The sequence below is a fragment of the Paenibacillus sp. GYB006 genome (genome assembly GCF_036577645.1).
Taxonomy (GTDB): domain Bacteria; phylum Bacillota; class Bacilli; order Paenibacillales; family Paenibacillaceae; genus Paenibacillus.
This window is the reverse complement of the sequence record NZ_JARBDA010000007.1, coordinates 22,428-44,060: the sequence shown is the minus strand read 5'-3', so window position 1 is coordinate 44,060 and position 21,633 is coordinate 22,428. Positions and strand designations below refer to the sequence as shown.

Below are 21,633 nucleotides of genomic sequence, written 5' to 3'. Positions count from 1 at the left end.
AGGTGACTCACGGATGCCGTGGAAAGAAATCTGGGAGAGTCATAGAGGTCGGATTATTGGAATTGCCGGAGGGTTATTTTTCGGTATTGTTTATTTGATGTTTGGATTTTGGGATATGTTGTTCTTTGCACTCGTGGTGTTTATCGGATATACGCTTGGCAGAAGAAGGGATGAGAAATTACCCCTTGTTCTTCCTTGGAGGAACTGGATGGGTTATCTATCTGAACGCTGGCGTCCATTCAAATAAGACCTGTGATATGCTATTTTTGCCAAAAAGAGCTGCAGTTTCTTCATGTCCATTTTTGGGAAAAGATTAGCATAACGCAGGTTTTTTTGTGTGAAGAATAAGGATAATAGGTTATGTATATGAGAAAGAAGCAGGAGGCAGGAAATGAAAAGACGTTTGGCGAGGGAATTTGTAGTACAAAGTTTGTATTCAATGGAAATGAACGCTGTGGAGGCTGAACAAGCCGTAAATATGCTGTTTAAGGAAGCAGCGGAAGAGAATGAAGGGGAAGTTGAAGTTAAGAGTGAAGATGCAATGCGTGCATACGTACTTGAGCATGTTCGCGGGGTATGGGAAACTAAAGATGCACTCGACAAACTTCTTGTCGATTATCTGAAAGGCTGGCAAGTGAGCCGTTTATCCAGAGTCGATCGTCAAATTTTGAGATTGGCAGCTTATGAGATGTTGTATCGTGAAGATGTACCAGCAAAAGTATCCGTTAACGAGGCGATTGAGTTGTCCAAACATTTTGGTACAATTGAATCCGGTAAATTCGTTAATGGTGTACTTGGAAAAATGATTCAGGATATTGATACTTTGAAATCAAACCTCTAGTCAAATCAAGGGAGAGAAGAGACATGACGGCAACGATTATTAGCGGAAAACAAGTATCTGAAGAAATTCGTAAAGGAATAACAGAGGAAGTGGCACAGCTAAAAGAACAAGGTATTGTTCCAGGGCTTGCTGTAGTTCTTGTTGGAGAAGACCCAGCTTCACAAGTTTATGTACGCAATAAGGAAAAAGCGTGTCATGATCTTGGTTTCTATTCTGAAGTACACCGCCTTTCTGCAGATACGTCTGAAGAAGAGCTTCTTGCACTAGTTGATCGATTGAACCGTCAGATGAGTATTAATGGAATTTTGGTGCAATTGCCTCTACCAGGGCATATTGACGAGAAAAAAGTGATAAATGCAATTTCGGTGGATAAAGATGTAGATGGATTCCATCCTGTAAATGTTGGTAATTTGGTGATTGGAGACGACAGTTTGCTTCCTTGTACACCGGCAGGAGTTATTGAACTGATCAAGCGTACGGGGCTCGAAATTAGCGGGAAACATGCAGTTGTTATTGGTCGCAGTAACATAGTAGGTAAACCCGTATCTCTGCTTCTACAACGCGAAAATGCGACAGTGACCATGTGTCATTCACGGACAGCAAATATGCAGGAAATTGCTAAGCAAGCAGATATCCTAGTTGTGGCAATTGGCCGTGCTAACTTCATTGACGCAAGTTATATTAAAGAAGGCGCGGTTGTCATCGACGTAGGCATGAATCGTCTAGAAACCGGTAAACTTGCAGGCGATGTTGATTTTGAAAGTGCAAAAGAAGTATCGGGTGCAATTACTCCTGTTCCTGGCGGAGTGGGACCGATGACAATTACGATGCTCATGCAAAATACGCTGCTTTCCGCAAAACGTGCTCATGGTCTGAATTAAAAAGGGGTGTTCTGATGGCAGAACAGCGGATTTACTCTATAAAAGATATCAATCGTTATATTCGGATGAAGATGGATTCAGATAACCTGTTGTCGAGTGTATGGATTCGCGGGGAAATATCGAATTTTACGCATCATTCGAGCGGTCATATGTACTTTACCCTGAAAGATGAAGGAAGCCGAATTAAGTCGATTATGTTTGCAACACATAATCGGCGTCTTCCCTTCATTCCGAAGGAAGGAGCGAGAGTAATCGCTCAAGGAAATATCACCGTATTTGAACGAGATGGACAATATCAATTTTATGCAACTCAAATGCAGCCTGACGGGATCGGCAGTCTGTATTTGGCTTATGAACAATTAAAAAAGAAATTAGAACAGGAAGGTCTGTTTGCTGCGCAGCGCAAACGTCCTTTGCCACGATATCCAAAAACGATAGGCGTAATCACCTCACCGACTGGTGCAGCAGTGAGAGATATTATTACCACCATCACTCGCCGCTATCCACTTGCTGAGGTTATTTTATATCCTGTGGTTGTACAAGGGAAGACTGCTGCGCCATCGATCGTTAGAGCGCTTCGAGCGGTGAATCAAATGGCAGAAGCGGATGTGGTTATTGTGGGCCGCGGAGGCGGATCTTTAGAGGAACTGTGGGCATTTAATGAGGAGATCGTCGCAAGAGCGATTACAGAGTCTGAAATTCCGGTCATCTCAGCAGTAGGTCATGAAACCGATTTTACAATTGCTGATTTTGCAGCAGATGTTCGTGCAGCTACCCCAACAGCGGCGGCAGAACTTGCCGTTCCGCACCAGATGGACCTTAAGGACCAAGTTGACGTTATGAAGCGCAGACTGAAGCAAAGTTTGATGATGAGAGCAAAACATGGAAGAGAACGTCTAAATCAGTTATCCCGTTCATCCGTGCTCGTGAACCCAAGCCGTTCTCTGATTCAGCACACAGAGCGATTAGATCAGCTGACCATGAGACTTTCGCGATCTACAGATTCTAAGCTGCGCTTTGCACGTGAAAAACAAGAACGGATGAAGATCTCTTTGTCCAGATTTAATCCATCAGACCAAGTTGCCGCAGCTCAGAAGCAGGTTGTACAAAACCGGAGACAGCTCGAAGCTGCAATGCGAATTCAAATAAAAGAAACACGTCAGAAGCTAGGATCAAGTCTTAGGCATCTGGACGCGTTAAGTCCTTTGAAGGTAATGTCGAGAGGCTATAGCCTTGTCTATAATGAAGACGAAAAACAGCTTGTGAAATCCACCAATGATGTATTACCAGGTGATGTAATTAAGATCAAGCTGAGTGATGGCGGACTCTCCTGTGAAGTGCGGGAAATAAAGGAGGATGATAAGGATGACAAATGAAGCGGAACTCAGTTTTGAAGCAGCGATGGCTGAACTTGAAGTAGTGGTTAACCAGCTCGAACGAGGGGATGTTCCTTTGGAACAAGCGATCGAGCTGTTCCAACGTGGGATGAAATTGTCTCAGCTCTGTAACCATAAGCTTGAGCAAGTAGAACGCAAAATTGAGATTATAGTAGAAGAAGATGGGGCTTACCGTAAACAAGCATTTGGCGGCATGGAAGAAGAGGGCGGTGTCTCTCTGTGACGAGACCTTCCTTAGAGCTCTATATTCAGAACATCGCTGACATACTCATGAATGAACTTGAACATGTTATACCGGCGGATTGGGATGTACCGACACATTTAAAAGAATCAATGATGTACTCGCTCATGGCGGGAGGAAAAAGACTACGCCCTGTCCTCGTGCTTGCAGCTACAGAAGCCTTTGGAGTAGATCGCAAAGCGGCATTACCGGTAGCGGCTGCCGTAGAAATGGTGCATACCTATTCACTTATCCATGATGATCTTCCGGCTATGGATAATGATGATTATCGCAGAGGGAGACTCACGAATCATAAAGTGTACGGAGAAGCTATGGCTATTCTCGCGGGAGATGCGCTGTTAACGCATGCTTTTTACAGTATTATTCAGTCGGGTAGAAAGTATGGCATCCCTGCGGATCGTTTGCTTGATATCGTTGAAGATCTATCTGAGTATGCGGGTGCACGCGGAATGGTCGGCGGTCAAGTTGCAGATATGGAAGGTGAGCAAGGAATGACCTCTATGTCTCAACTAGAATATATCCATCTTCACAAAACAGGGGATTTAATGATTTTTTCGCTTGTAGCGGGAGGTCGCATCGCGGGAGCAAACGAAGAACAACTTCAAGCTTTACGTATTTTTGGACGAGATTTGGGTCTCGCTTTTCAGATACAGGACGATATTCTTGATTTGATCGGTGATGAACAGAAACTTGGAAAGAAAACACAGAGTGATGTTGCTCAGCAGAAGGTAACTTATCCATACTTTATCGGGATGGAAGAATCCGCAGCTGAAGTGAAACGCCTCACACAGTCGGCTAAGGATGCGCTTATCCAAGGGGGAATTCCTGACCCAGCACGTCTATTTGAAATAGCAGATTATCTCATGAAACGTGATCATTAATCTGAAAAACCACCCTAAAATCATGATCGGAAAATGACGAAATTTATGATTTAGGTTGTGATGTGATATAATGGGGACTATGTTTGGAGATACTTATCAAAAATTTATGAAGGAAAGCGGGGATTTCACGTGCTGCTTCCACAAATTAAGGAACCTAACGATCTGAAATCATTGTCTGTGGATGAACTAGTCTCTCTATCTGAAGAAATACGTCAATTTCTCATTGAGAAGCTATCGTACACAGGGGGGCATCTGGCGCCGAATTTGGGAGTGGTAGAGCTCACGGTTGCCCTGCATTACTGCTATAACAGTCCAAAAGATAAAATGATATATGATGTTGGTCATCAATCTTATGTTCATAAGGTACTTACAGGCCGTATGGATCGTTTTGATACGCTTCGCAAATATAAGGGAATGTCCGGATTTGTGAAACGAAACGAAAGTGAGCATGACGTCTGGGAAGCCGGTCACAGCAGTACTTCACTGTCAGCTGCCATGGGGATGGCATATGCCAGAGATTTAAAAGGCGAAGACAATAAGGTTATTGCAATTATTGGTGACGGGGCACTAACAGGCGGTATGGCTTTTGAAGCGCTGAATCACATCGGTCATGAACAGAAGAAAATGATGGTTATTTTAAACGATAATGAAATGTCTATCGCACCTAATGTCGGGGCTATGCATAATTATTTGAGTAAAATTCGCTCGGATCGCCATTATTTGAAAGCTAAAGATGAAGTTGAGTATCTTTTAAATAAAATTCCTGCCATCGGCGGCAGATTAGCTAAATCCGCTGGATGGCTCAAAGACAGTTTTAAATATATGATGGTACCAGGTGTTCTCTTTGAAGAGCTTGGTTTTACTTATCTTGGACCTGTGGATGGACATGATTTGCCGAAACTTATTGAAACATTCAAACAAGCAGATAATGTGAATGGTCCGGTTCTTGTTCATGCAGTAACCACCAAAGGTAAAGGTTATAAACCTGCAGAAGCCGATTCTGTTAAATGGCACGGTATTTCCCCATATAAGATTGAATCAGGGCAAGTTCTGAAATCAGTGGGAAATCCGATGTATACTGATATTTTTGGTCAAACTTTAATTGAACTTGCAAAACAGGATGATCGAATTGTTGCTGTCACTCCTGCCATGCCGGGCGGTTCAGGTCTCATTCCATTTAGTAAAGAGTTCCCTGACCGGATGGTCGATGTAGGAATTGCAGAACAACATGCGGCAACCATGTGTGCATCGCTTGCGATGGAAGGTCTGAAACCTGTATTTGCTGTTTATTCAACCTTCATGCAAAGAGCATATGATCAAATCGTACATGATATCTGCCGGCATAATGCCAATGTCATGTTTGCTATTGACCGTGCCGGTTTTGTAGGTCCAGATGGGGAGACACACCAAGGTGTCTATGATGTGGCGTTCATGCGTCATATACCGAATATTGTAATCATGATGCCTAAGGATGAGAATGAGCTTAGACATATGATGAAGACGGCACTCGAATATAATGATGGACCGATTGCTTACCGTTATCCTAGGCTTAATGTTGTCGGTGTTCCGATGGATCAGGAACTGAAGACGATTCCAATTGGTTCGTGGGAGACAGTAAGACAAGGTGAGAAATATAGCATTATTTCCGCTGGTCCTATGATTCAAGTGGCGGAAGAAGCTGCGGAAATGCTGAAACGCGATGGCATGCAGGTAAGTGTAATTAATGCCCGATTCTTCAAACCGCTGGATCATGAACTCTTAATGGAGCTTGCTCAGAATGATACGAAGATGATTGTGCTTGAAGAAGCTTGTGAAGCAGGCAGTCTCGGAAGCAGCATACTTGAATTTTTCTCTGAAAAAGGGATGTATGAAGCGAAAGTTCACCTTATGGGAATTCCAGATTTGTTTGTTGAACACGGCAGTGTGAAGGAACAACGGGAAGAGGTCGGTCTTACGGCAGAATCCGTGTGTGAGGAAATGCGCAAACTGAAGTTACAATATGCTTATGATCTTCCAAAAACAAGTCTGCCTTCCTGAGCCCATCAATTAAATATTTTGGAACAGGAGAAACTCATGTCAGTCCCTAAAGAACGAATTGATATATTATTGGTAGAACAAGGTTTTTATGCAAGCCGTGAAAAAGCAAAAGCCGCTATTATGGCGGGGCTTGTTCTGGCTGATGAAGAGCGGATCGAGAAACCAGGAATGAAAGTTCCCAGGGAGTCCGTTATAAAGGTAAAAGGTGCAGTGCATCCTTATGTGGGTCGCGGAGGTTTGAAGCTGGAAAAAGCAATCAAACACTTCCATCTGAACATGGAAGGAAGAACGATGCTCGATATTGGTTCGTCCACTGGCGGATTCACCGATTGTGCATTGCAGCATGGCGCTGCTCATGTATATGCAATTGATGTAGGTTATAATCAGCTGGATTGGTCATTACGTAATGATCCGCGCGTAACGGTCATGGAAAGGACCAATTTCAGATATGTAACTCCTGAAGATCTTACAGGACCGGTACCTGATGTGGCGAGTATTGATGTATCTTTTATTTCCTTAAAAATCATTCTTCCTCCGCTGCTGAACCTGCTTAAACAACCAGCAGATATTGCTGCACTGATCAAGCCTCAGTTTGAGGCTGGCCGTGAGAAGGTTCCTAAAACAGGTGTTGTACGAGAGCCTAAAGTGCATGCAGAAGTGCTGCATTCCATTATCGCCTATGGGAAGGAACTCGGCCTTGAACTCCAGGATCTCACCTTCTCTCCAATTACAGGAGGCGAAGGGAATATTGAGTTTCTTGCACACTGGAGATTAAATCCTCCTGAGATGAGGACAGAATCATCCATGGATACAGATGCTTTGATACAGTCTATTGTGAAACAAGCATCGAATACATTTACCTGAAACTCATCTTCGGATGAGTTTCTTTTACTGAAAAGGGATACTAACCGACTGCCCATTACAGGAAATTGAACATAAGTTCACGAATATTTTCTGTAGAGGTGGTTGCATGGAAGGTCAATATGACAAAGTGGTTATCGCTTTTTTTGGTTTAATCGTGTTGATCTGGATATTATATGGTGTACGTAAATGGCTTCAAGACCCTGCGCCTGAACATATGCCTGAACTTATGTTAAACGAAGAAATTCAGGAACATCCGGCTCTTTACATTTTAGAGAGAGAAGGATATGAAGTTATTGGGGGGAAATTAAAGGTTCCGCTTTCTTTTCAGGTCAATCAAAATACGCTCTACAGCAGATTATTTATTGATTATGTAGCCGAGAAGGAAGACGAGATTTATATTGTTAAAACATCCCGAAGCCGCATGCCGGTAGAATGGACGGGATCAGGAATTAGAGATCGATTGCTTCTGTATCTTTTGCTCTATCCGACATGCGATGGTCTACTTTATGTGGATACAGAAGAGGAAACAATCAAGCGCATATCCTTACTGGATGAAGATGATTATTTGTATGATCCAGGGGATGAGTAAACAGGAATAATAATGAGCACGACAATTGGAGGCATGTATGAAAGGGCAACGACATATTAAAATTCGTGAAATTATCAGTCAAAATGATATTGAAACACAGGATGAACTGGTGGAAGCACTGCGTAAGTCTGGGTATCAGGTAACGCAAGCTACCGTCTCAAGAGATATTAAAGAACTTCTTCTTATTAAAGTGCCTACAGAAGATGGCAGGTATAAATACTCTTTACCGACCGATCAAAGATATAATCCGGGACAAAAATTAAAACGTGCTTTAGTCGATAACTTTCTTAGTATCGATCACACTACGAATCTTGTGGTTATGAAGTTCCTTCCCGGTACAGCAAATTCCGTAGCAGCGCTCCTTGATAACATTGAATGGCCGGAAATTATGGGAACCATCAGCGGAGATGATACCATTCTTGTAATTTGCCGAACGGAAGAAAACAGTAAGTCATTCATTAATCAAATCATGGGATATATTTCGTAAAATATAATAAAAAATCGAGCGAACATACGTTTCTTTTTCGAAGAAAATAGTGTAAAGTATAAACGAAGATGAAAAAAGCAAACGGACGTTCCCTGTGCTTTTTTTTGGGGAATGTAATTACACGTAATTAACGTGATCATCGGAGGTGCAATGCTGTGCTTTCTACACTATCTATTCGAAATTTAGCAGTTGTTGAAGCTGTGGATGTTCATTTCCATGCGGGATTTCATGTACTTACCGGGGAAACGGGCGCAGGTAAATCGATTATTATAGATGCACTTGGTCTTATCGCGGGAGGCAGAGGATCAGCTGATCTCATACGATATGGCTGTGATAAAGCGGAGATGGAAGCTATGTTTGAACTTCCTAGCTCTCATCCCGTATGGCAGACATTATCAGGGCTCGGTATTCAGGCGAAACCAGACGAACATTTGATTATACGCCGTGAACTCATTTCAACAGGGAAAAGTGTATCTCGAATTAATGGACAACTAGTTAACTTGACCATGTTACGTGAGGTTGGAGAACAGCTCATTAATATCCATGGACAACATGAACACCAAAGTTTATTGCGGGCAGAGAAGCACTTGGGTCTGCTCGATACATATGGAGAAAGTATCATTGGTCCGATAAAGCTGAAATATACAGAGCAATATAAAGCATTCGTGAAAGTAGAAAAAGAAGTTCGTCAGCTTCAGGAATCAAGTCAAAAAGCATATCAATTACTTGATATGTATCGGTTTCAGTTAGAAGAGATCTCAGCCGCTAAACTCGTACCGGGCGAAGATGAATTACTGCATGAAGAAAAGGTCAAACTATCCCATAGCGAAAAAATGATGGATTCTGTTGCAGGAGCTTATGATATTCTTCAAGGCTCTCAGGGGCTCGAGGCGGTTAGTTACGCAATCTCAAAGCTTGAAGATATCAGTGGATATGATCAAAAAGGGATTAAGCCTATATTAGACCAGCTTCAGTCCGCTTTTTATCAATTGGAAGATGCTGCGTTTCAGCTTCGCGGATATCGTGATGATATTGAATTTAACCCGGCGAGACTGGGTGAAGTGGAAGAACGACTGAATATGATTACCGGTCTAAAGCGTAAATATGGGGACAATGTGGAATCCATTCTCCAATATTATGCCCAAATCGAACGGGAAACAGATCAGCTTGAGAATAAAGATGAGCGCATGGAAAAATTACTCGCCGAACGTGATCGTTACTTGGCGGAATTACTCATTACAGCAGAGAAAATGAGCATGGCTCGTAAGAAATGTGCAGAAGAATTATCAGAAAAAGTGGAACGAGAACTAAAGGATTTACAGATGGAACGAACATCCATGAAGGCTCAGATTTCTGTCGTAGAGGACCCTCGCGGAGTGGAATGGAATGGTCAGCGGATCCGGATTACGAAACAGGGAATTGACAGTGTGGAATTTCTGATATCCGCAAATCCAGGTGAACCCCTTAGACCTCTGGGCAAGATCGCTTCGGGTGGGGAGATGTCGCGGATTATGCTTGCCCTAAAAAGCATCTTTGCAAGACATGATCAAATCCCAGTATTAATTTTTGATGAAGTCGATACGGGAGTAAGCGGAAGAGCAGCTCAATCTATTGCTGAAAAATTGTTCCTTTTATCCTCCACTTGTCAGGTCTTTTCCATAACACATTTACCACAAGTGGCTTGTATGGCAGATCATCAGTATCTAATTGAGAAAAAAGTGCATGAGGAACGGACAATGACACAGGTCGAAGAACTTTCTGAAGAAGGACGAATAATGGAGCTCGCAAGAATGCTTGGCGGTGTTGAAATTACAGAAAAAACAAGACATCATGCACAGGAAATGCTTAAACTTGCGGAAGCCAAAAAAGGGGCTGAAGTACTTACGGAGCAATGATTGACAGTAATAAAAGACCAAGTCCAAGGTTATGTTATAGTTACGCAATTGGCGACCACCTTTCGTCAAGCGAACGAAGCAAAGGGAGTGTGACAGCCACTTGAAGCTTAACCTTGGAAAGAAACTTATTGGACTTATTGTTGTCTTATCTATCTGTCTGTTCGGACAGACCCTATTGCCCGTGTTTAGTTATGCCTCATTGCCAGATGAGCTACGTTTATTAGCTGGACGGGAAACACACCTCGAAGTATCTGCGCCCGTGGATGCGACCGTCTCTGACCAATCAGAGGTGCTGCAAGTAAAGAAAGAAACCTCCTCTAAACTTTCGGTTTCTACCAGGCAACATTCCATTCATTTGAACCCTCAACAAGAGGGAACGACAAAACTTACATGGAAGTTGTTTGGTAAAATCCCGCTAAAAACGACAGATGTGCTTGTCGTGCCTGATTTGAAAGTAGTACCTGGGGGACAAACCATCGGAGTTAAGGTAAAATCAGCTGGTATTCTGGTTGTAGGTCATCATTTGGTACACGTAACGAGTAAGGATCCTGTGTCACCAGGGGAAGAGGCAGGTATCAAACTGGGTGACTTATTGACTCATATGAATGGCAAAGCGATCACAGGAGTGAATGCAGTTGCTGATACCGTTCTGGAGTCAGGAAAGACGAAGAAACCCATTGATATTACGTTATCTCGTCAAGGGAAGGTCATCAAGACGAAGTTAACTCCTGTGTTTGATGAAGAAGATCAAGTTTGGCGTCTTGGCCTTTACATCCGGGACTCAGCCGCCGGTGTGGGTACTTTAACTTTCTATGCACCAGATCAAGGTGTGTACGGAGCTTTAGGTCATGTGATCACTGACATGAATACGCAAACGCCAATTGTGGTTGGCAGCGGCGAGATTGTCCAATCTAATGTTACTTCCATCGCAAAGAGCGAATCTGGCGATCCAGGTGAGAAACGAGCGATCTTTACAAAAGAAAGCAGAATTCTTGGAAATATCGAAAGAAATACTCCCTTTGGAATTTTTGGAAAAATGCCTGTGAATCCAGAACACAGTTTATATCAAAAGCCTATTCCCGTCGCATTTGCACATGAAGTGAAAGAAGGACCTGCTGAAATTTTAACGGTTCTCGAAGGACAAGAAGTAGAACGATTCACGGTTGATGTCGTTCATGTCTCACCTCAAGATCATGCGGCTACAAAAGGACTTGTTATTCGAATTACCGATAAACGTCTAATTGATAAGACAGGTGGTATTGTACAGGGGATGAGCGGCAGCCCGATTATCCAGAATGGCAAACTTATTGGAGCTGTAACTCATGTTTTTGTGAATGATCCTAAATCGGGTTATGGATGTTTCATTGAATGGATGTTAGAAGATGCTGGAGTAGTAATCCCTAATAAGCAAACAATGAATCTTAAGGCGAGTTAAGCCTTAAGATTTTTTGTCGAATACATAAGAAGAAAATCATAAAATGAAATAAAATACAATATTATAAATCAATGGCTAAAAAAAATAAAGAAAATATTTTTCGACAGAAGGATTTTCCTTTTGTGTGTCGAAAATCTTATGCTGTAAGGGAATGAGCATCAACAATTGTCTAAGGGAGGAAAAACATTTGCAAAATATTGAAATATTATTGGCTGATGATAACCGGGAGTTTACTAATTTACTAGCTGAATATATATCTAATCAAGAGGACATGGAAGTAACGGGCATCGCGTATAACGGTGAGGAGGTACTTCAGATCATTCAAGAAGCAAAGTCTGTACCTGATGTATTAATTCTTGATATTATTATGCCTCATCTAGATGGTCTAGGGGTGCTTGAACGCCTGCGCGAAATGAATTTGTCTCCACAGCCTAAGGTAATCATGCTTACTGCTTTTGGGCAAGAGAACATTACTCAGCGTGCTGTACAATTAGGAGCTTCTTATTATATTTTGAAGCCCTTTGATATGGAAGTCCTTGCAAATCGAGTAAGGCAGCTATTTGGTGCTCAAGCAATCGCAAGCAATGGTTCACAAATGATATCCTCCTCCCAAAAATCAAATGTTGTTCCTATCGGAAAATCAAGAAATTTGGATGCGAGTATTACTTCCATTATTCATGAAATTGGTGTACCTGCCCATATTAAGGGATATCAATATTTGCGGGAAGCGATCACTATGGTATACAACAATATCGAAATCCTCGGAGCGATTACCAAAACATTATATCCGGCAATCGCTGAGAAATTTAAAACAACTCCTTCCAGGGTTGAACGTGCGATTCGTCATGCGATTGAGGTGGCTTGGACACGGGGTAACATCGACTCAATCAGTCATTTGTTTGGATATACGATTAACATCAGCAAATCCAAACCGACGAACAGTGAATTTATTGCGATGGTAGCTGACAAGCTTAGAATTGAGAATAAAGTATCTTAAAGATGACTTGGATTGTTGATTTATATGGACAACGCCCTTCGAACCTTATAATAAAATGCGCTTACCGAAAGAGAAGGTAGGCGCTTTTTCGGGAATCATGAAAGGGGAAGAGACCAATGTTATGGTTGTCGATTATAGGTATTATTGCTTCATGCTTGGTTTGGGTAACTTATAGACGATATCACGTAAGCAAGGTAAAGAATTCTTCCAATGTGGTCTATTTGGATCATTATCGCAAAAATAATCAGAATAAGAAGATGCAAAAAGTGCAGAAATGTGAAAAGTGCAATAAGTATAAAAGACTTCATTTTTATGCAAGTCCCTCTGGTAAAGTTACAGGTTTGTGCAAAGAGTGTGAATATAACGATAAAAGTAATAAGATGCTTAGAATATAACTAAAATCCATAGTTTACGACAAGTCCCACATTTGGTGATAATTACATGGAGAATAGCCTTTGCTTTCGTTAAAGAGTTGTAGTACATTAGCAGAGAATAAGGAGGTTTCTAATGTACTCAAGCAAACAAGACGACACACTATATATTATGACATACACACTGAACAGCGGTGTTAAGGGGACAGTTCCATTGTCCAATAAACAGATTCAGGAATGGATTCATTGTTACAGAAACGATACGAAGTTTATTGCTGAGATCGGTAAAGAATTCTTTGGATTAAATCCTTCACTTGTCTCTGACTTTAAAGTTCAAAATCAGTTCTCTGACTATCAGAATGTAATCGTGCCTGTTCAACAACAAGATAATATGGATCGTCTATCAACCGCATATCGTGCCAATGAAATTTTAATGAAAATTGATTGCAAATGTGGAACTGCTTATGTTACCGAGTCTCCGTACAAACGAACAAAGTGGTATTGCACGAAGTGTAAGGAAATTGTATTCTTGGACCCGAAAAAAGGAATGGTAGAGACATCCCGCGGTGATGCTTACTATATGACTAATAAGTACTTTGTTACACGGGAACAATAATGAATAGAATGATGTGCACAGCTACCGCTTTGTCGACAGCTGAAAAGTAAAGGAGTGCCGGGTGTATACCGGACACTCCTTTATTTAATTTCTCTTAATCGCATTTCACTTTATGAGGCGGGACAAAACATTTGCGGCATCTCGGTTCGTATGCCTCAGAGTCTCCGATCATGACGACAGGACCAAGGGTGACCGGCTCGCCATTGACGATACGTTGGGTAAATGCTGCATCAGGGCTTCCACATACAGCGCAGAAGGCTGATAGTTTTTCAATATCATCGGACATGGCGAGCAAACCGCCAACATATCCAAATTCTTTACCCCGGTAATCCATATTTAAACCATCCACGATGACGTGTTTTCCGCAATAAGCGAGTTCTTCGGCAATATCCATGATTTCTCTGCTGAAGAACTGTACCTCATCGAAAGCAACAACATCTGCATCTTTTGTTTGTTCTAGAATTTGTTCCACGATTTGCGGAGTAAGTTGTTTTGGAATGGGGATTGCAGGTAATTTGTATCCGATCCGACTTACGATTTCATCGATTTCAAATCGGTCATCTTCAACAGGCTTATAGGCAACGACCTTCTGGCGTCCATATTTCATTAGTTTTTGACAGCGTCTGATCAGTTCCCCTGATTTTTCACTGAACATGGGTCCGGTAATAACAGTAATACGACCTTTTGACACAGCGATATCTTCCTCTCTTTAGCACAATCCGCTCTAAAACTTTTGGTTTCCCCAAAAGAGCCATTATAGATTAACATAAATAAAAGCATAGAAGCCACTATTTTGTTAGATCATGGAGTGTAAAATTATGCACAATTTCTTCTAACATGATATGGTTGATAATGATGAGGTGATCATAATGAATAATGATGAAAAATATAATGCTTGGCAAAAGAAGTTTGAGTTACTGCAAGAAAAGGAGACACTTACTCCAGATGCAGAAATATTCATATCTGATTTACTAGCTGAATTCTCGGCTGTACAAGCACAGAATCAACGGTTAAAAAAACAAATATTGCAAAAAGCAACGGGTGGTTCGAAAATGTCTACCAAACTTAGAGATGCATTGTATGAATAAGCAGATAATAAAAAGCCTTCTTAATTGTTAAGAAGGCCTAAGATTAGTTACTGTTCAGATGGATCTACAGATATTTCTTCTTTAGGTCTTTCATCGCCTAACTTTTCTGGAAAAACGATACCGAGCGTAATTCTAGCGATCATAGCAATCGTAATACCGATCCCTGCAAACATGTAAATGATCGTAAACAACTTGCCAAAAGTCGTAACCGGCGCGAGCGTTGGGTGACCGATGGTTGTTAAAGTAACTGCAGAAAAGTAGAGTGCATCAATATAACTCATATTCTCTACACTGGAATAAAAAAGAGTTCCTGAGAGCAGGGTAGCTAAGGTCAAGGTTAAAAGAGCAAGAAATCTCTTATCTTTAAAACCATGGAATAATCCTTTGAGTAATCGTTTGAGTGTAAGTAAAAATGAAATCATGGTCAGAAGCCCCTATCTTCGAAAAAGATATATAAGAGTAACATTATATTGAATCCAGCCGTAAAGGTAAAGTTTCTCATAAGGGGCGTCTGGCTATGCATCCATATCTGGTTTTTGTTTGAAACGAGGTCCGACATAATTACGTTTTCGATCACGAAACAGAATCCAGCCGCCAAGGAAAGCCATGCACGTGGCGAATAGAAGAATGCCTAAGCTGAAGTGAAGCCATTCAAAGCGCGGGACGGTTACAAGATCATCACCATGAGCAGCATAATAATGAAACAACGAATCTTTGATCATTAAAAAACCTTTCATGGCTCCAAGACCAGGAATAACGAGGATGACAATGGCAAGAAAGCGGGAAAGCATAAGCTTCATCGTGCAAAAACCCCTTCTCATACGCATGTAGTATTTCTATATGATACCTTGTCTTCTAGTTACTGTCTATTAGATGGGCTTGTTTTGTGATTCCAGAGAAGTGAGAGTACAATAGAACATAAATTAATAACAACGTGGAAGAATTGGGGGAATGATTTTTTATGGCAATAGAATGTGATGTTGCAATCTTGGGCGGGGGAACAGGTGGCTATGTGGCTGCGATCCGGGCTGCGCAATTAGGTAAATCTGTCGTTATTGTAGAAAAAGATAAACTTGGCGGAACGTGTCTTCACCGCGGTTGTATTCCAAGCAAGGCACTGCTTCGAAGTGCAGAAGTATATGCAGATATTAAAGATAGCGTAAGTTACGGTATTGAAACTTCGGGGGCGACGTTAGTATTCCCTAAAGTTCAAGAAAGAAAAGAAGCCATCGTTGAGCAGCTCCATCAGGGTGTTCAGTATTTGATGCGTAAAAATAAGATCACCGTTTTGCATGGAAAAGGAAGAGTCATTGGTCCTTCGATTTTTTCTCCAAAAAGCGGAGCTCTTGCTGTAGAACTTGATAATGGAGAGATGGAAAATGTAGTGCCGGCAAATCTGATTATTGCTACAGGAACTCGTCCTAGAACGCTGCCAGGACTCGAACCTGAAGGCGATAAGATTATGACAAGCGACGAGGCTCTTCGAATGGACGACCTGCCGGATTCCATCATTATTGTTGGCGGCGGAGTTATTGGAGTAGAATGGGCATCCATGCTATCTGATTTTAATGTAAAAGTGACTCTTGTTGAGGCAGCAGATCACATTCTTCCCCAAGAAGATCAAGAGATCGCTGCTGAAATGAAACGACTGCTTGTCAAACGAGGAGTAGAGGTAAGAACAGGTTCCCAGGTCATGACGGATACATATATAGACCATGGTGATTCACTTTCGATTGATATACAGTCGAGTGCGGGAAGCGAAACTTTATCTGCTTCGAAAATATTAATCTCGGTCGGTCGAGTAGCAAATGTCGAGAATATTGGCATTGAGAACACGGATATAAAATTATCAAATGGATTCATTGAGGTGAATAAGCAGTTACAGACCGCTGTTCCTCATATTTATGCGATCGGCGATTGTATCGGAGGCCTCCAGCTTGCCCATGTTGCTTCCCATGAAGGAATCCGTGCCGTACATCATATGTCAGGCGAAACCGTACATGCGACTCCGGATCAATTTATTCCAAGAGCCATCTATTCTAGACCTGAAGCAGCGAGTGTTGGATATACAGAAAAGCAAGCTAGAGAACTTGGTTATAAGGTGAAGATTGGGAAGTTTCCTTTTCAAGCGATTGGCAAAGCCTTGGTACACGGACATCAAGAAGGCTTTGTGAAAGTAATTGCGGATGAGGACACCAATGATATTTTGGGAGTTCATATGATTGGAACTCATGTTACAGATCTGATCAGTGAAGCAGCGTTAGCTCAGCTATTAGATGCAACTCCTTGGGAAATAGGACAGCTTGTGCATCCTCATCCCTCTTTATCGGAGATTATGGGAGAAGCAATGCTTGCCGTAGACGGTAATGCAATCGGAATGTAAATGCCTGCTTTACCCGTTATCTAGTAAGTGGATATGAAACATGACACTTATCATGAATGTGGTTTATCTCTTTTCTTTTTGCAAATAAAACGAGTATAATGAGCTTAAGCCAAGTCTTAGTACCAGGTTATAAGACAAGACAACAATACCTAAGACGCTTGAGCTACTCTAAAAGGAGGGTTCGCTAGTTTTGAACTTAAATAATATGACTTCTAAACAGTACAAACATAATGAGCTTGGTCTATCTGATGGTCAGGTTATTGATATGTACAAATATATGCTCCTGGCCCGTAAATTTGATGAACGCTGTATGCTTTTACAAAGAGCGGGAAAAATCAATTTCCACGTTTCCGGTATCGGTCAAGAGACAGCTCAGGTAGCTGCTGCTTTTGCGCTTGATCGTGAAAAGGATTATTTCCTGCCTTATTATCGAGATTATGGATTTGTTATGGCCGTAGGAATGACGCCGCGTGAACTCATGCTGTCCGCTTTTGCGAAAGCAGAAGACCCGAACAGTGGAGGGCGCCAAATGCCTGGTCATTTTGGAAGCAAACGACTTCGCATTGTAACAGGTTCAAGTCCTGTAACTACGCAGGTACCTCATGCAGTCGGCTTTGCACTTGCAGCGAAAATGCAAAAGAAAGATTTTGTATCTTTCGTTACTTTTGGCGAAGGTTCGAGTAATCAGGGGGACTTCCATGAAGGAAGTAACTTTGCGGGCGTTCATAAACTTCCGGTTATTATCATGGTTGAAAATAATCAGTATGCCATCTCTGTGCCTGTTCACAAACAGCTTAGCGGAAAAGTAAGTGATCGTGCTCTCGGGTATGGGTTCCCGGGAATCCGTGTAGATGGTAATGATGCTCTTGCTGTGTACGCTGCTGTAAAAGAAGCACGCGAACGTGCCGTAGCAGGAGAAGGTCCGACACTAATTGAGGCGATGATGTACCGGTTGTCTCCACATTCAACTTCAGATAATGATCTCGCTTATCGAACAAAAGAAGAAGTAGAAGAGAACTGGAAAAAAGACGGCCTTGCCAAAATGAAACAATACTTGATTGACTGTGGTTTATGGGATGAAGAGCGAGATGCAGATCTGGCTGCACAGCTTAGTATGGAACTGAAAGAAGCGACGGAATATGCAGACAATGCTCCATTTCCGAAGCCGGAAGATACCCTGCTGCATGTGTATGCCGATGATGAGTCAGGAGGGAAACAATAATGGCTGAAATGGAGTATATTGATGCGATTAGACTCGCGATGAAAGAAGAAATGGAGCGCGATGAGACCGTATTTGTGCTTGGCGAAGACGTAGGGGTGAAAGGCGGCGTATTCACTACAACCAAAGGACTTATGGATCAGTTTGGTGAAATGCGTGTGATGGATACACCTTTATCGGAGTCGGCTATTGCAGGGGTAGCTATTGGTGCTGCCATGTATGGAATGAAGCCGATTGCGGAGATGCAATATTCTGATTTCATGCTTCCAGCAACCAATCAAATCATTAGTGAAGCTGCTAAAATTAGATACAGATCGAACAATGATTGGAGTTGCCCTGTTGTTATTCGTGCGCCAATCGGCGGCGGTATTTTTGGTGGTCTATACCATTCTCAGTGTCCGGAATCCATTTTCTTTGGAACCCCGGGGCTTAAAATTGTAGCACCTTACACCGCATATGATGCGAAGGGGCTTCTCAAAGCAGCAGTGCGTGATCCAGACCCAGTACTTTTCTTTGAAAATAAAAAAATGTATCGTCTCTCGAAGGAAGAAGTGCCTGAAGAGGATTACATCGTACCGATTGGCAAGGCTAACTTACTTCGTGAAGGTGACGATATTACAGTGATCGCTTATTCACAGCCGCTGCATTTTGTGATGCAAGCCGCTGAGGAGCTGGAAAAAGAACAAGGAATAACTTCGCATGTTCTGGACCTGCGTACCTTGCAACCACTGGATAAAGAAGCCATTATAGCTGCAGCAAAACAAACGGGGAAAGTCCTTATCATCCATGAAGATAACAAAACAGGCGGAGTGGGAGCAGAAGTATCTGCCATTATTAGTGAAGAATGTCTGTTTGATCTAGATGCTCCGATTGAACGTCTTTGCGGTCCTGATGTGCCTGCAATGCCGATCAGTCCGCCAATGGAAAGATTCTACATGCTGAGTAAAGATAAAGTAAAAGATGCAATGCTTAAGCTTGCAATGTATTAATGAATAGGGATCCTCAGAGATGAGGATGAAGAATTGGAGTGACAAAACATGGCAGGACAAAAGAAGTTGATTGAAGTGGTTATGCCGCAGCTTGCGGAATCACTCGTATCTGCAACGATCGCCAAGTGGCTAAAAAAACCGGGAGATCGGGTAGACCAATATGAACCAATCTGTGAAGTTATTACGGATAAAGTGAATGCAGAGATTCCTTCTACGGTAGAAGGAATTATGGGTGAACTTACGGCAGAAGAAGGTCAAACGGTTGGAGTAGGCGAGCTGATCTGCCGTATGGAAGTCCATGCTGCAGCAGGAACCGGAATCGTGGGAGAAACTTCTGATACAAGCTCCTCAGATCATACTGCTCAAAAAGCGGCTACTGTAAGTGCTGTGGAAGGCTCCATGCGCAATCGATATTCACCAGCCGTTCAGAGTCTTGCAGCAGAGCATGGTATTGATCTTAGCCAAGTGCCGGGAACCGGAATGAATGGCCGAATTACGCGTAAGGATGTACTTCGTTACGTAGAAAGTGGAAATACACAGCACCAAACGTCAAGCCTTATGCAGGAAGAACGTAAACAAACACCGAGCAGTGCGTCTTCTGAACCACAGAATTTATCGATGGACCCGTCTATTTCTGTCCGTCACTCTGGCATTCATTTATCAGAAACACCAAAATTGCCGAAGATTGAAGTCGATGGATATACGCAAGGAAGAGCAGAGCAGTACATCGATATAACACCGGTTCGTAATGCAATCGCTAGAAATATGCGTCAGAGTGTATCGGAGATACCGCATGCTTGGACGATGATCGAAGTGGATGTGACGAATCTCGTTACTTTGCGTAATAAACTGAAAGATGAGTTTAAGCGTAAAGAAGGGATTAATTTAACTTATTTAGCTTTTCTATTAAAAGCAGTGGTTAATGCGATCAAAGATTATCCAATCATGAACTCGGTATGGGCTGTTGATAAAATCATTGTAAAACGTGATATTAATATTTCTCTTGCCGTGGGAACAGAAGATTCGGTGATGACTCCTGTTATTCAGCGAGCAGACACCAAAAATATTGCTGGACTTGCTCATGAGATTGAAGATCTGGCGAGAAGAACCAGAGAAGGTACGTTAAAGCTGGATGATATGCAAGGAGGAACTTTCACCGTAAATAATACGGGTTCGTTTGGTTCTATTTTGTCTTATCCTATTATTAACTATCCGCAGGCTGCTATTCTTACCTTCGAATCTATTGTGAAAAAGCCTGTCGTTATTAATGACATGATCGCGGTAAGGTCGATGGCGAATTTATGTTTGTCCCTGGATCATCGTATTTTGGACGGTGTCATCTCAGGAAGATTCCTGCAACGAGTAAAAGAGAATTTAGAAAGTTATTCTTTAGACACGAAGCTATACTAAAACATCTGTGGTATGTGGTGAGTTAATCATGGGGAGGTATATTCGTATGAATAGACCGCTTGTTGTAAGCTATACCGATATGATGGATTACGGTGAAGCATGGGATCTACAGAAAAAATTGGTCCATGACATCGATGCCGGAGAGCAGCAGGAACACCTGCTGCTTTTGCAGCATCCACCTACATATACAATCGGTACGCAGCGACATCCGGAACATCTGCTGATTAGTGAGGAAGATCGGAAGAAAAAAGGCATTTCAGTCTATCAGATCGATCGAGGCGGTGACATTACCTATCACGGACCCGGTCAGCTAGTTGCATACCCCATCATGTTTTTGGGCCGAGGTAAAGAAATTGACTTACATGCTCATTTAAGGAATGTGGAAGAAGTAATTATCACGTATTTAAGGTCCCATGGTATTGAAGCAGGCCGTAAAGAGCAGTATACAGGAGTATGGGTAGGGAACTTCAAAATTTGTGCCATTGGCATTAAGTTTAATCGCAGTACTTCGCACCGAAGAGACTTTATTACGAGTCACGGGTTTGCATTTAATATCAAATCAGGATTGCAGAGCGAAGGATTTGGCGGGATTGTTCCTTGCGGAATCGAAGAGTTTGGGGTAACCACTTTGGAAGATTGTACAGGGCTTGTTCACTCTACGGAACAGGTAGCACAGGAACTGGTTCCTATTTTTGCAAAACAATTTGGCTTTGATCCGATTTGGGCTGCAGACGTATACGTTTGAAATCAGAGTGAAAATGAAAATACCCTCCCTGTTCTTCTAAAGAGAGAAGCAAAGAGAGGGCTAAGCTTGTCTTATTCATTTCTTGTCAAATCTGCTTATCCAAAGAGCAGTGGTTCAATAACAATTAACAACGTTGAGGCAATCATCGCAATTAACATCAGATAGATTACAACTTTAAACCATTTTTTTTGTTGCATCAGTAAGCTCCTTTTATACCATAATTATAATCTATTGTAACGTATCCATAGCATAGTGAAAAGTCTAACT

Annotated in this window: 24 protein-coding genes; 20 read left to right on the top strand and 4 right to left on the bottom strand. The window is 42.1% G+C overall.

Translation table 11 applies throughout. The features are described 5' to 3' along the window. Nucleotides 1-13: 13 nt before the first annotated feature. The 14 genes from PV403_RS16435 to PV403_RS16370 all read left to right on the top strand — a co-directional run bounded on the left by PV403_RS16435 (nt 14) and on the right by PV403_RS16370 (nt 13,532). Entirely contained in the window at nt 14-247 is a 234-nt protein-coding gene (locus PV403_RS16435) for a DUF2273 domain-containing protein (protein WP_213529722.1), read from the top strand. 144 nt (nt 248-391) lie between these two features. Then, the gene (nusB, locus tag PV403_RS16430; RefSeq protein WP_213529720.1) at nt 392-841 is read left to right on the top strand and encodes a transcription antitermination factor NusB; all 450 of its coding nucleotides are present in this window, start codon (nt 392-394) and stop codon (nt 839-841) included. A 23-nt stretch (nt 842-864) separates the two neighbouring features. Then, nucleotides 865-1,722: a bifunctional methylenetetrahydrofolate dehydrogenase/methenyltetrahydrofolate cyclohydrolase FolD gene (folD, locus tag PV403_RS16425; protein WP_213529718.1), complete on the top strand. Its 858-nt coding sequence runs from the start codon at nt 865-867 to the stop codon at nt 1,720-1,722. A gap of 14 nt (nt 1,723-1,736) precedes the next feature. Then, nucleotides 1,737-3,098, top strand: coding sequence for an exodeoxyribonuclease VII large subunit (gene xseA, locus PV403_RS16420; RefSeq protein WP_332085295.1), 1,362 nt, complete (start codon nt 1,737-1,739; stop codon nt 3,096-3,098). Then, nucleotides 3,088-3,342, top strand: a complete 255-nt coding sequence (xseB, locus tag PV403_RS16415) for an exodeoxyribonuclease VII small subunit (RefSeq protein ID WP_332085294.1) — start codon at nt 3,088-3,090, stop codon at nt 3,340-3,342. The genes xseA and xseB overlap by 11 nt, the downstream gene beginning before the upstream one ends. Beyond that, nucleotides 3,339-4,241: a polyprenyl synthetase family protein gene (locus tag PV403_RS16410; protein WP_374705767.1), complete on the top strand. Its 903-nt coding sequence runs from the start codon at nt 3,339-3,341 to the stop codon at nt 4,239-4,241. The genes xseB and PV403_RS16410 overlap by 4 nt, the downstream gene beginning before the upstream one ends. Before the next feature lie 129 nt (nt 4,242-4,370). Continuing rightward, nucleotides 4,371-6,278 carry a 1-deoxy-D-xylulose-5-phosphate synthase gene (dxs, locus tag PV403_RS16405; protein WP_332085293.1) on the top strand — a complete coding sequence of 636 codons (1,908 nt, stop codon included), beginning with the start codon at nt 4,371-4,373 and terminating at the stop codon, nt 6,276-6,278. A 36-nt stretch (nt 6,279-6,314) separates the two neighbouring features. After that, complete coding sequence (locus PV403_RS16400) at nt 6,315-7,142, top strand: TlyA family RNA methyltransferase (protein WP_213529712.1); 828 nt, start codon at nt 6,315-6,317, stop codon at nt 7,140-7,142. Between the two features lie 106 nt (nt 7,143-7,248). Next, complete coding sequence (locus PV403_RS16395) at nt 7,249-7,731, top strand: hypothetical protein (protein WP_332085292.1); 483 nt, start codon at nt 7,249-7,251, stop codon at nt 7,729-7,731. Nucleotides 7,732-7,768: 37 nt separating this feature from the next. Next, on the top strand, nt 7,769-8,218 hold the full coding sequence (gene ahrC, locus PV403_RS16390) for a transcriptional regulator AhrC/ArgR (RefSeq protein ID WP_160033425.1): 450 nt from the start codon (nt 7,769-7,771) through the stop codon (nt 8,216-8,218). Between the two features lie 155 nt (nt 8,219-8,373). Next, nucleotides 8,374-10,113, top strand: a complete 1,740-nt coding sequence (gene recN, locus PV403_RS16385; RefSeq protein WP_332085291.1) for a DNA repair protein RecN — start codon at nt 8,374-8,376, stop codon at nt 10,111-10,113. Nucleotides 10,114-10,213: 100 nt separating this feature from the next. Beyond that, nucleotides 10,214-11,548, top strand: a complete 1,335-nt coding sequence (gene spoIVB / locus PV403_RS16380; protein ID WP_332085289.1) for a SpoIVB peptidase — start codon at nt 10,214-10,216, stop codon at nt 11,546-11,548. Between the two features lie 187 nt (nt 11,549-11,735). After that, complete coding sequence (gene spo0A / locus PV403_RS16375) at nt 11,736-12,545, top strand: sporulation transcription factor Spo0A (RefSeq protein ID WP_160033419.1); 810 nt, start codon at nt 11,736-11,738, stop codon at nt 12,543-12,545. A gap of 507 nt (nt 12,546-13,052) precedes the next feature. Next, nucleotides 13,053-13,532, top strand: a complete 480-nt coding sequence (locus PV403_RS16370) for a hypothetical protein (protein ID WP_160033417.1) — start codon at nt 13,053-13,055, stop codon at nt 13,530-13,532. A 94-nt stretch (nt 13,533-13,626) separates the two neighbouring features. On the opposite strand, the gene PV403_RS16365 is transcribed toward PV403_RS16370, so the two are convergent. Continuing rightward, nucleotides 13,627-14,223 carry a thymidine kinase gene (locus PV403_RS16365; RefSeq protein WP_213529704.1) on the bottom strand — a complete coding sequence of 199 codons (597 nt, stop codon included), beginning with the start codon at nt 14,221-14,223 and terminating at the stop codon, nt 13,627-13,629. A 178-nt stretch (nt 14,224-14,401) separates the two neighbouring features. Here PV403_RS16365 and PV403_RS16360 point away from each other — a divergent pair, with 178 nt between their 5' ends. Further along, nucleotides 14,402-14,620: a hypothetical protein gene (locus tag PV403_RS16360; RefSeq protein WP_213529702.1), complete on the top strand. Its 219-nt coding sequence runs from the start codon at nt 14,402-14,404 to the stop codon at nt 14,618-14,620. 47 nt (nt 14,621-14,667) lie between these two features. Here the strand turns inward: PV403_RS16360 and PV403_RS16355 are convergent, their stop codons facing one another. Both PV403_RS16355 and PV403_RS16350 read right to left on the bottom strand, forming a co-directional pair. After that, on the bottom strand, nt 14,668-15,042 hold the full coding sequence (locus PV403_RS16355) for a potassium channel family protein (RefSeq protein WP_213529700.1): 375 nt from the start codon (nt 15,040-15,042) through the stop codon (nt 14,668-14,670). A gap of 93 nt (nt 15,043-15,135) precedes the next feature. Further along, nucleotides 15,136-15,420 carry a DUF2627 domain-containing protein gene (locus tag PV403_RS16350; RefSeq protein ID WP_191799176.1) on the bottom strand — a complete coding sequence of 95 codons (285 nt, stop codon included), beginning with the start codon at nt 15,418-15,420 and terminating at the stop codon, nt 15,136-15,138. A gap of 161 nt (nt 15,421-15,581) precedes the next feature. Here PV403_RS16350 and lpdA point away from each other — a divergent pair, with 161 nt between their 5' ends. From lpdA to lipB, 5 genes are all read left to right on the top strand, one after another. Continuing rightward, nucleotides 15,582-17,003 (top strand): dihydrolipoyl dehydrogenase, encoded by a 1,422-nt coding sequence (gene lpdA / locus PV403_RS16345; protein WP_213529698.1) that lies wholly within the window; start codon nt 15,582-15,584, stop codon nt 17,001-17,003. Nucleotides 17,004-17,208: 205 nt separating this feature from the next. Further along, a complete protein-coding gene (locus tag PV403_RS16340) occupies nt 17,209-18,225 on the top strand; it encodes a thiamine pyrophosphate-dependent dehydrogenase E1 component subunit alpha (protein WP_191799457.1) in 1,017 nt (338 codons plus the stop codon). Continuing rightward, the gene (locus PV403_RS16335) at nt 18,225-19,211 is read left to right on the top strand and encodes an alpha-ketoacid dehydrogenase subunit beta (RefSeq protein WP_213529696.1); all 987 of its coding nucleotides are present in this window, start codon (nt 18,225-18,227) and stop codon (nt 19,209-19,211) included. Before PV403_RS16340 ends, PV403_RS16335 begins: the two co-directional genes overlap by 1 nt. A 48-nt stretch (nt 19,212-19,259) precedes the next feature. Continuing rightward, nucleotides 19,260-20,621, top strand: a complete 1,362-nt coding sequence (locus PV403_RS16330) for a dihydrolipoamide acetyltransferase family protein (RefSeq protein ID WP_213529694.1) — start codon at nt 19,260-19,262, stop codon at nt 20,619-20,621. A gap of 46 nt (nt 20,622-20,667) precedes the next feature. Next, nucleotides 20,668-21,366 (top strand): lipoyl(octanoyl) transferase LipB, encoded by a 699-nt coding sequence (lipB, locus tag PV403_RS16325; RefSeq protein WP_332085288.1) that lies wholly within the window; start codon nt 20,668-20,670, stop codon nt 21,364-21,366. A 95-nt stretch (nt 21,367-21,461) separates the two neighbouring features. Here lipB and prli42 read toward each other — a convergent pair whose 3' ends face one another. Further along, nucleotides 21,462-21,563: a stressosome-associated protein Prli42 gene (prli42, locus tag PV403_RS16320; protein WP_160033399.1), complete on the bottom strand. Its 102-nt coding sequence runs from the start codon at nt 21,561-21,563 to the stop codon at nt 21,462-21,464. Nucleotides 21,564-21,633 lie beyond the last annotated feature (70 nt).

Coding starts and splice junctions, on each gene's coding strand:
- PV403_RS16340 (WP_191799457.1), top strand. CDS start 17,209: ATGACTTCTAAACAGTACAAACATAATGAGCTTGGTCTATCTGATGGT.
- lipB (WP_332085288.1), top strand. CDS start 20,668: ATGAATAGACCGCTTGTTGTAAGCTATACCGATATGATGGATTACGGT.
- lpdA (WP_213529698.1), top strand. CDS start 15,582: ATGGCAATAGAATGTGATGTTGCAATCTTGGGCGGGGGAACAGGTGGC.
- prli42 (WP_160033399.1), bottom strand. CDS start 21,563: ATGCAACAAAAAAAATGGTTTAAAGTTGTAATCTATCTGATGTTAATT.
- PV403_RS16435 (WP_213529722.1), top strand. CDS start 14: ATGCCGTGGAAAGAAATCTGGGAGAGTCATAGAGGTCGGATTATTGGA.
- ahrC (WP_160033425.1), top strand. CDS start 7,769: ATGAAAGGGCAACGACATATTAAAATTCGTGAAATTATCAGTCAAAAT.
- PV403_RS16330 (WP_213529694.1), top strand. CDS start 19,260: ATGGCAGGACAAAAGAAGTTGATTGAAGTGGTTATGCCGCAGCTTGCG.
- PV403_RS16360 (WP_213529702.1), top strand. CDS start 14,402: ATGAATAATGATGAAAAATATAATGCTTGGCAAAAGAAGTTTGAGTTA.
- PV403_RS16335 (WP_213529696.1), top strand. CDS start 18,225: ATGGCTGAAATGGAGTATATTGATGCGATTAGACTCGCGATGAAAGAA.
- PV403_RS16395 (WP_332085292.1), top strand. CDS start 7,249: ATGGAAGGTCAATATGACAAAGTGGTTATCGCTTTTTTTGGTTTAATC.
- xseB (WP_332085294.1), top strand. CDS start 3,088: ATGACAAATGAAGCGGAACTCAGTTTTGAAGCAGCGATGGCTGAACTT.
- nusB (WP_213529720.1), top strand. CDS start 392: ATGAAAAGACGTTTGGCGAGGGAATTTGTAGTACAAAGTTTGTATTCA.
- PV403_RS16400 (WP_213529712.1), top strand. CDS start 6,315: ATGTCAGTCCCTAAAGAACGAATTGATATATTATTGGTAGAACAAGGT.
- PV403_RS16350 (WP_191799176.1), bottom strand. CDS start 15,420: ATGAAGCTTATGCTTTCCCGCTTTCTTGCCATTGTCATCCTCGTTATT.
- PV403_RS16355 (WP_213529700.1), bottom strand. CDS start 15,042: ATGATTTCATTTTTACTTACACTCAAACGATTACTCAAAGGATTATTC.
- xseA (WP_332085295.1), top strand. CDS start 1,737: ATGGCAGAACAGCGGATTTACTCTATAAAAGATATCAATCGTTATATT.
- folD (WP_213529718.1), top strand. CDS start 865: ATGACGGCAACGATTATTAGCGGAAAACAAGTATCTGAAGAAATTCGT.
- PV403_RS16370 (WP_160033417.1), top strand. CDS start 13,053: ATGTACTCAAGCAAACAAGACGACACACTATATATTATGACATACACA.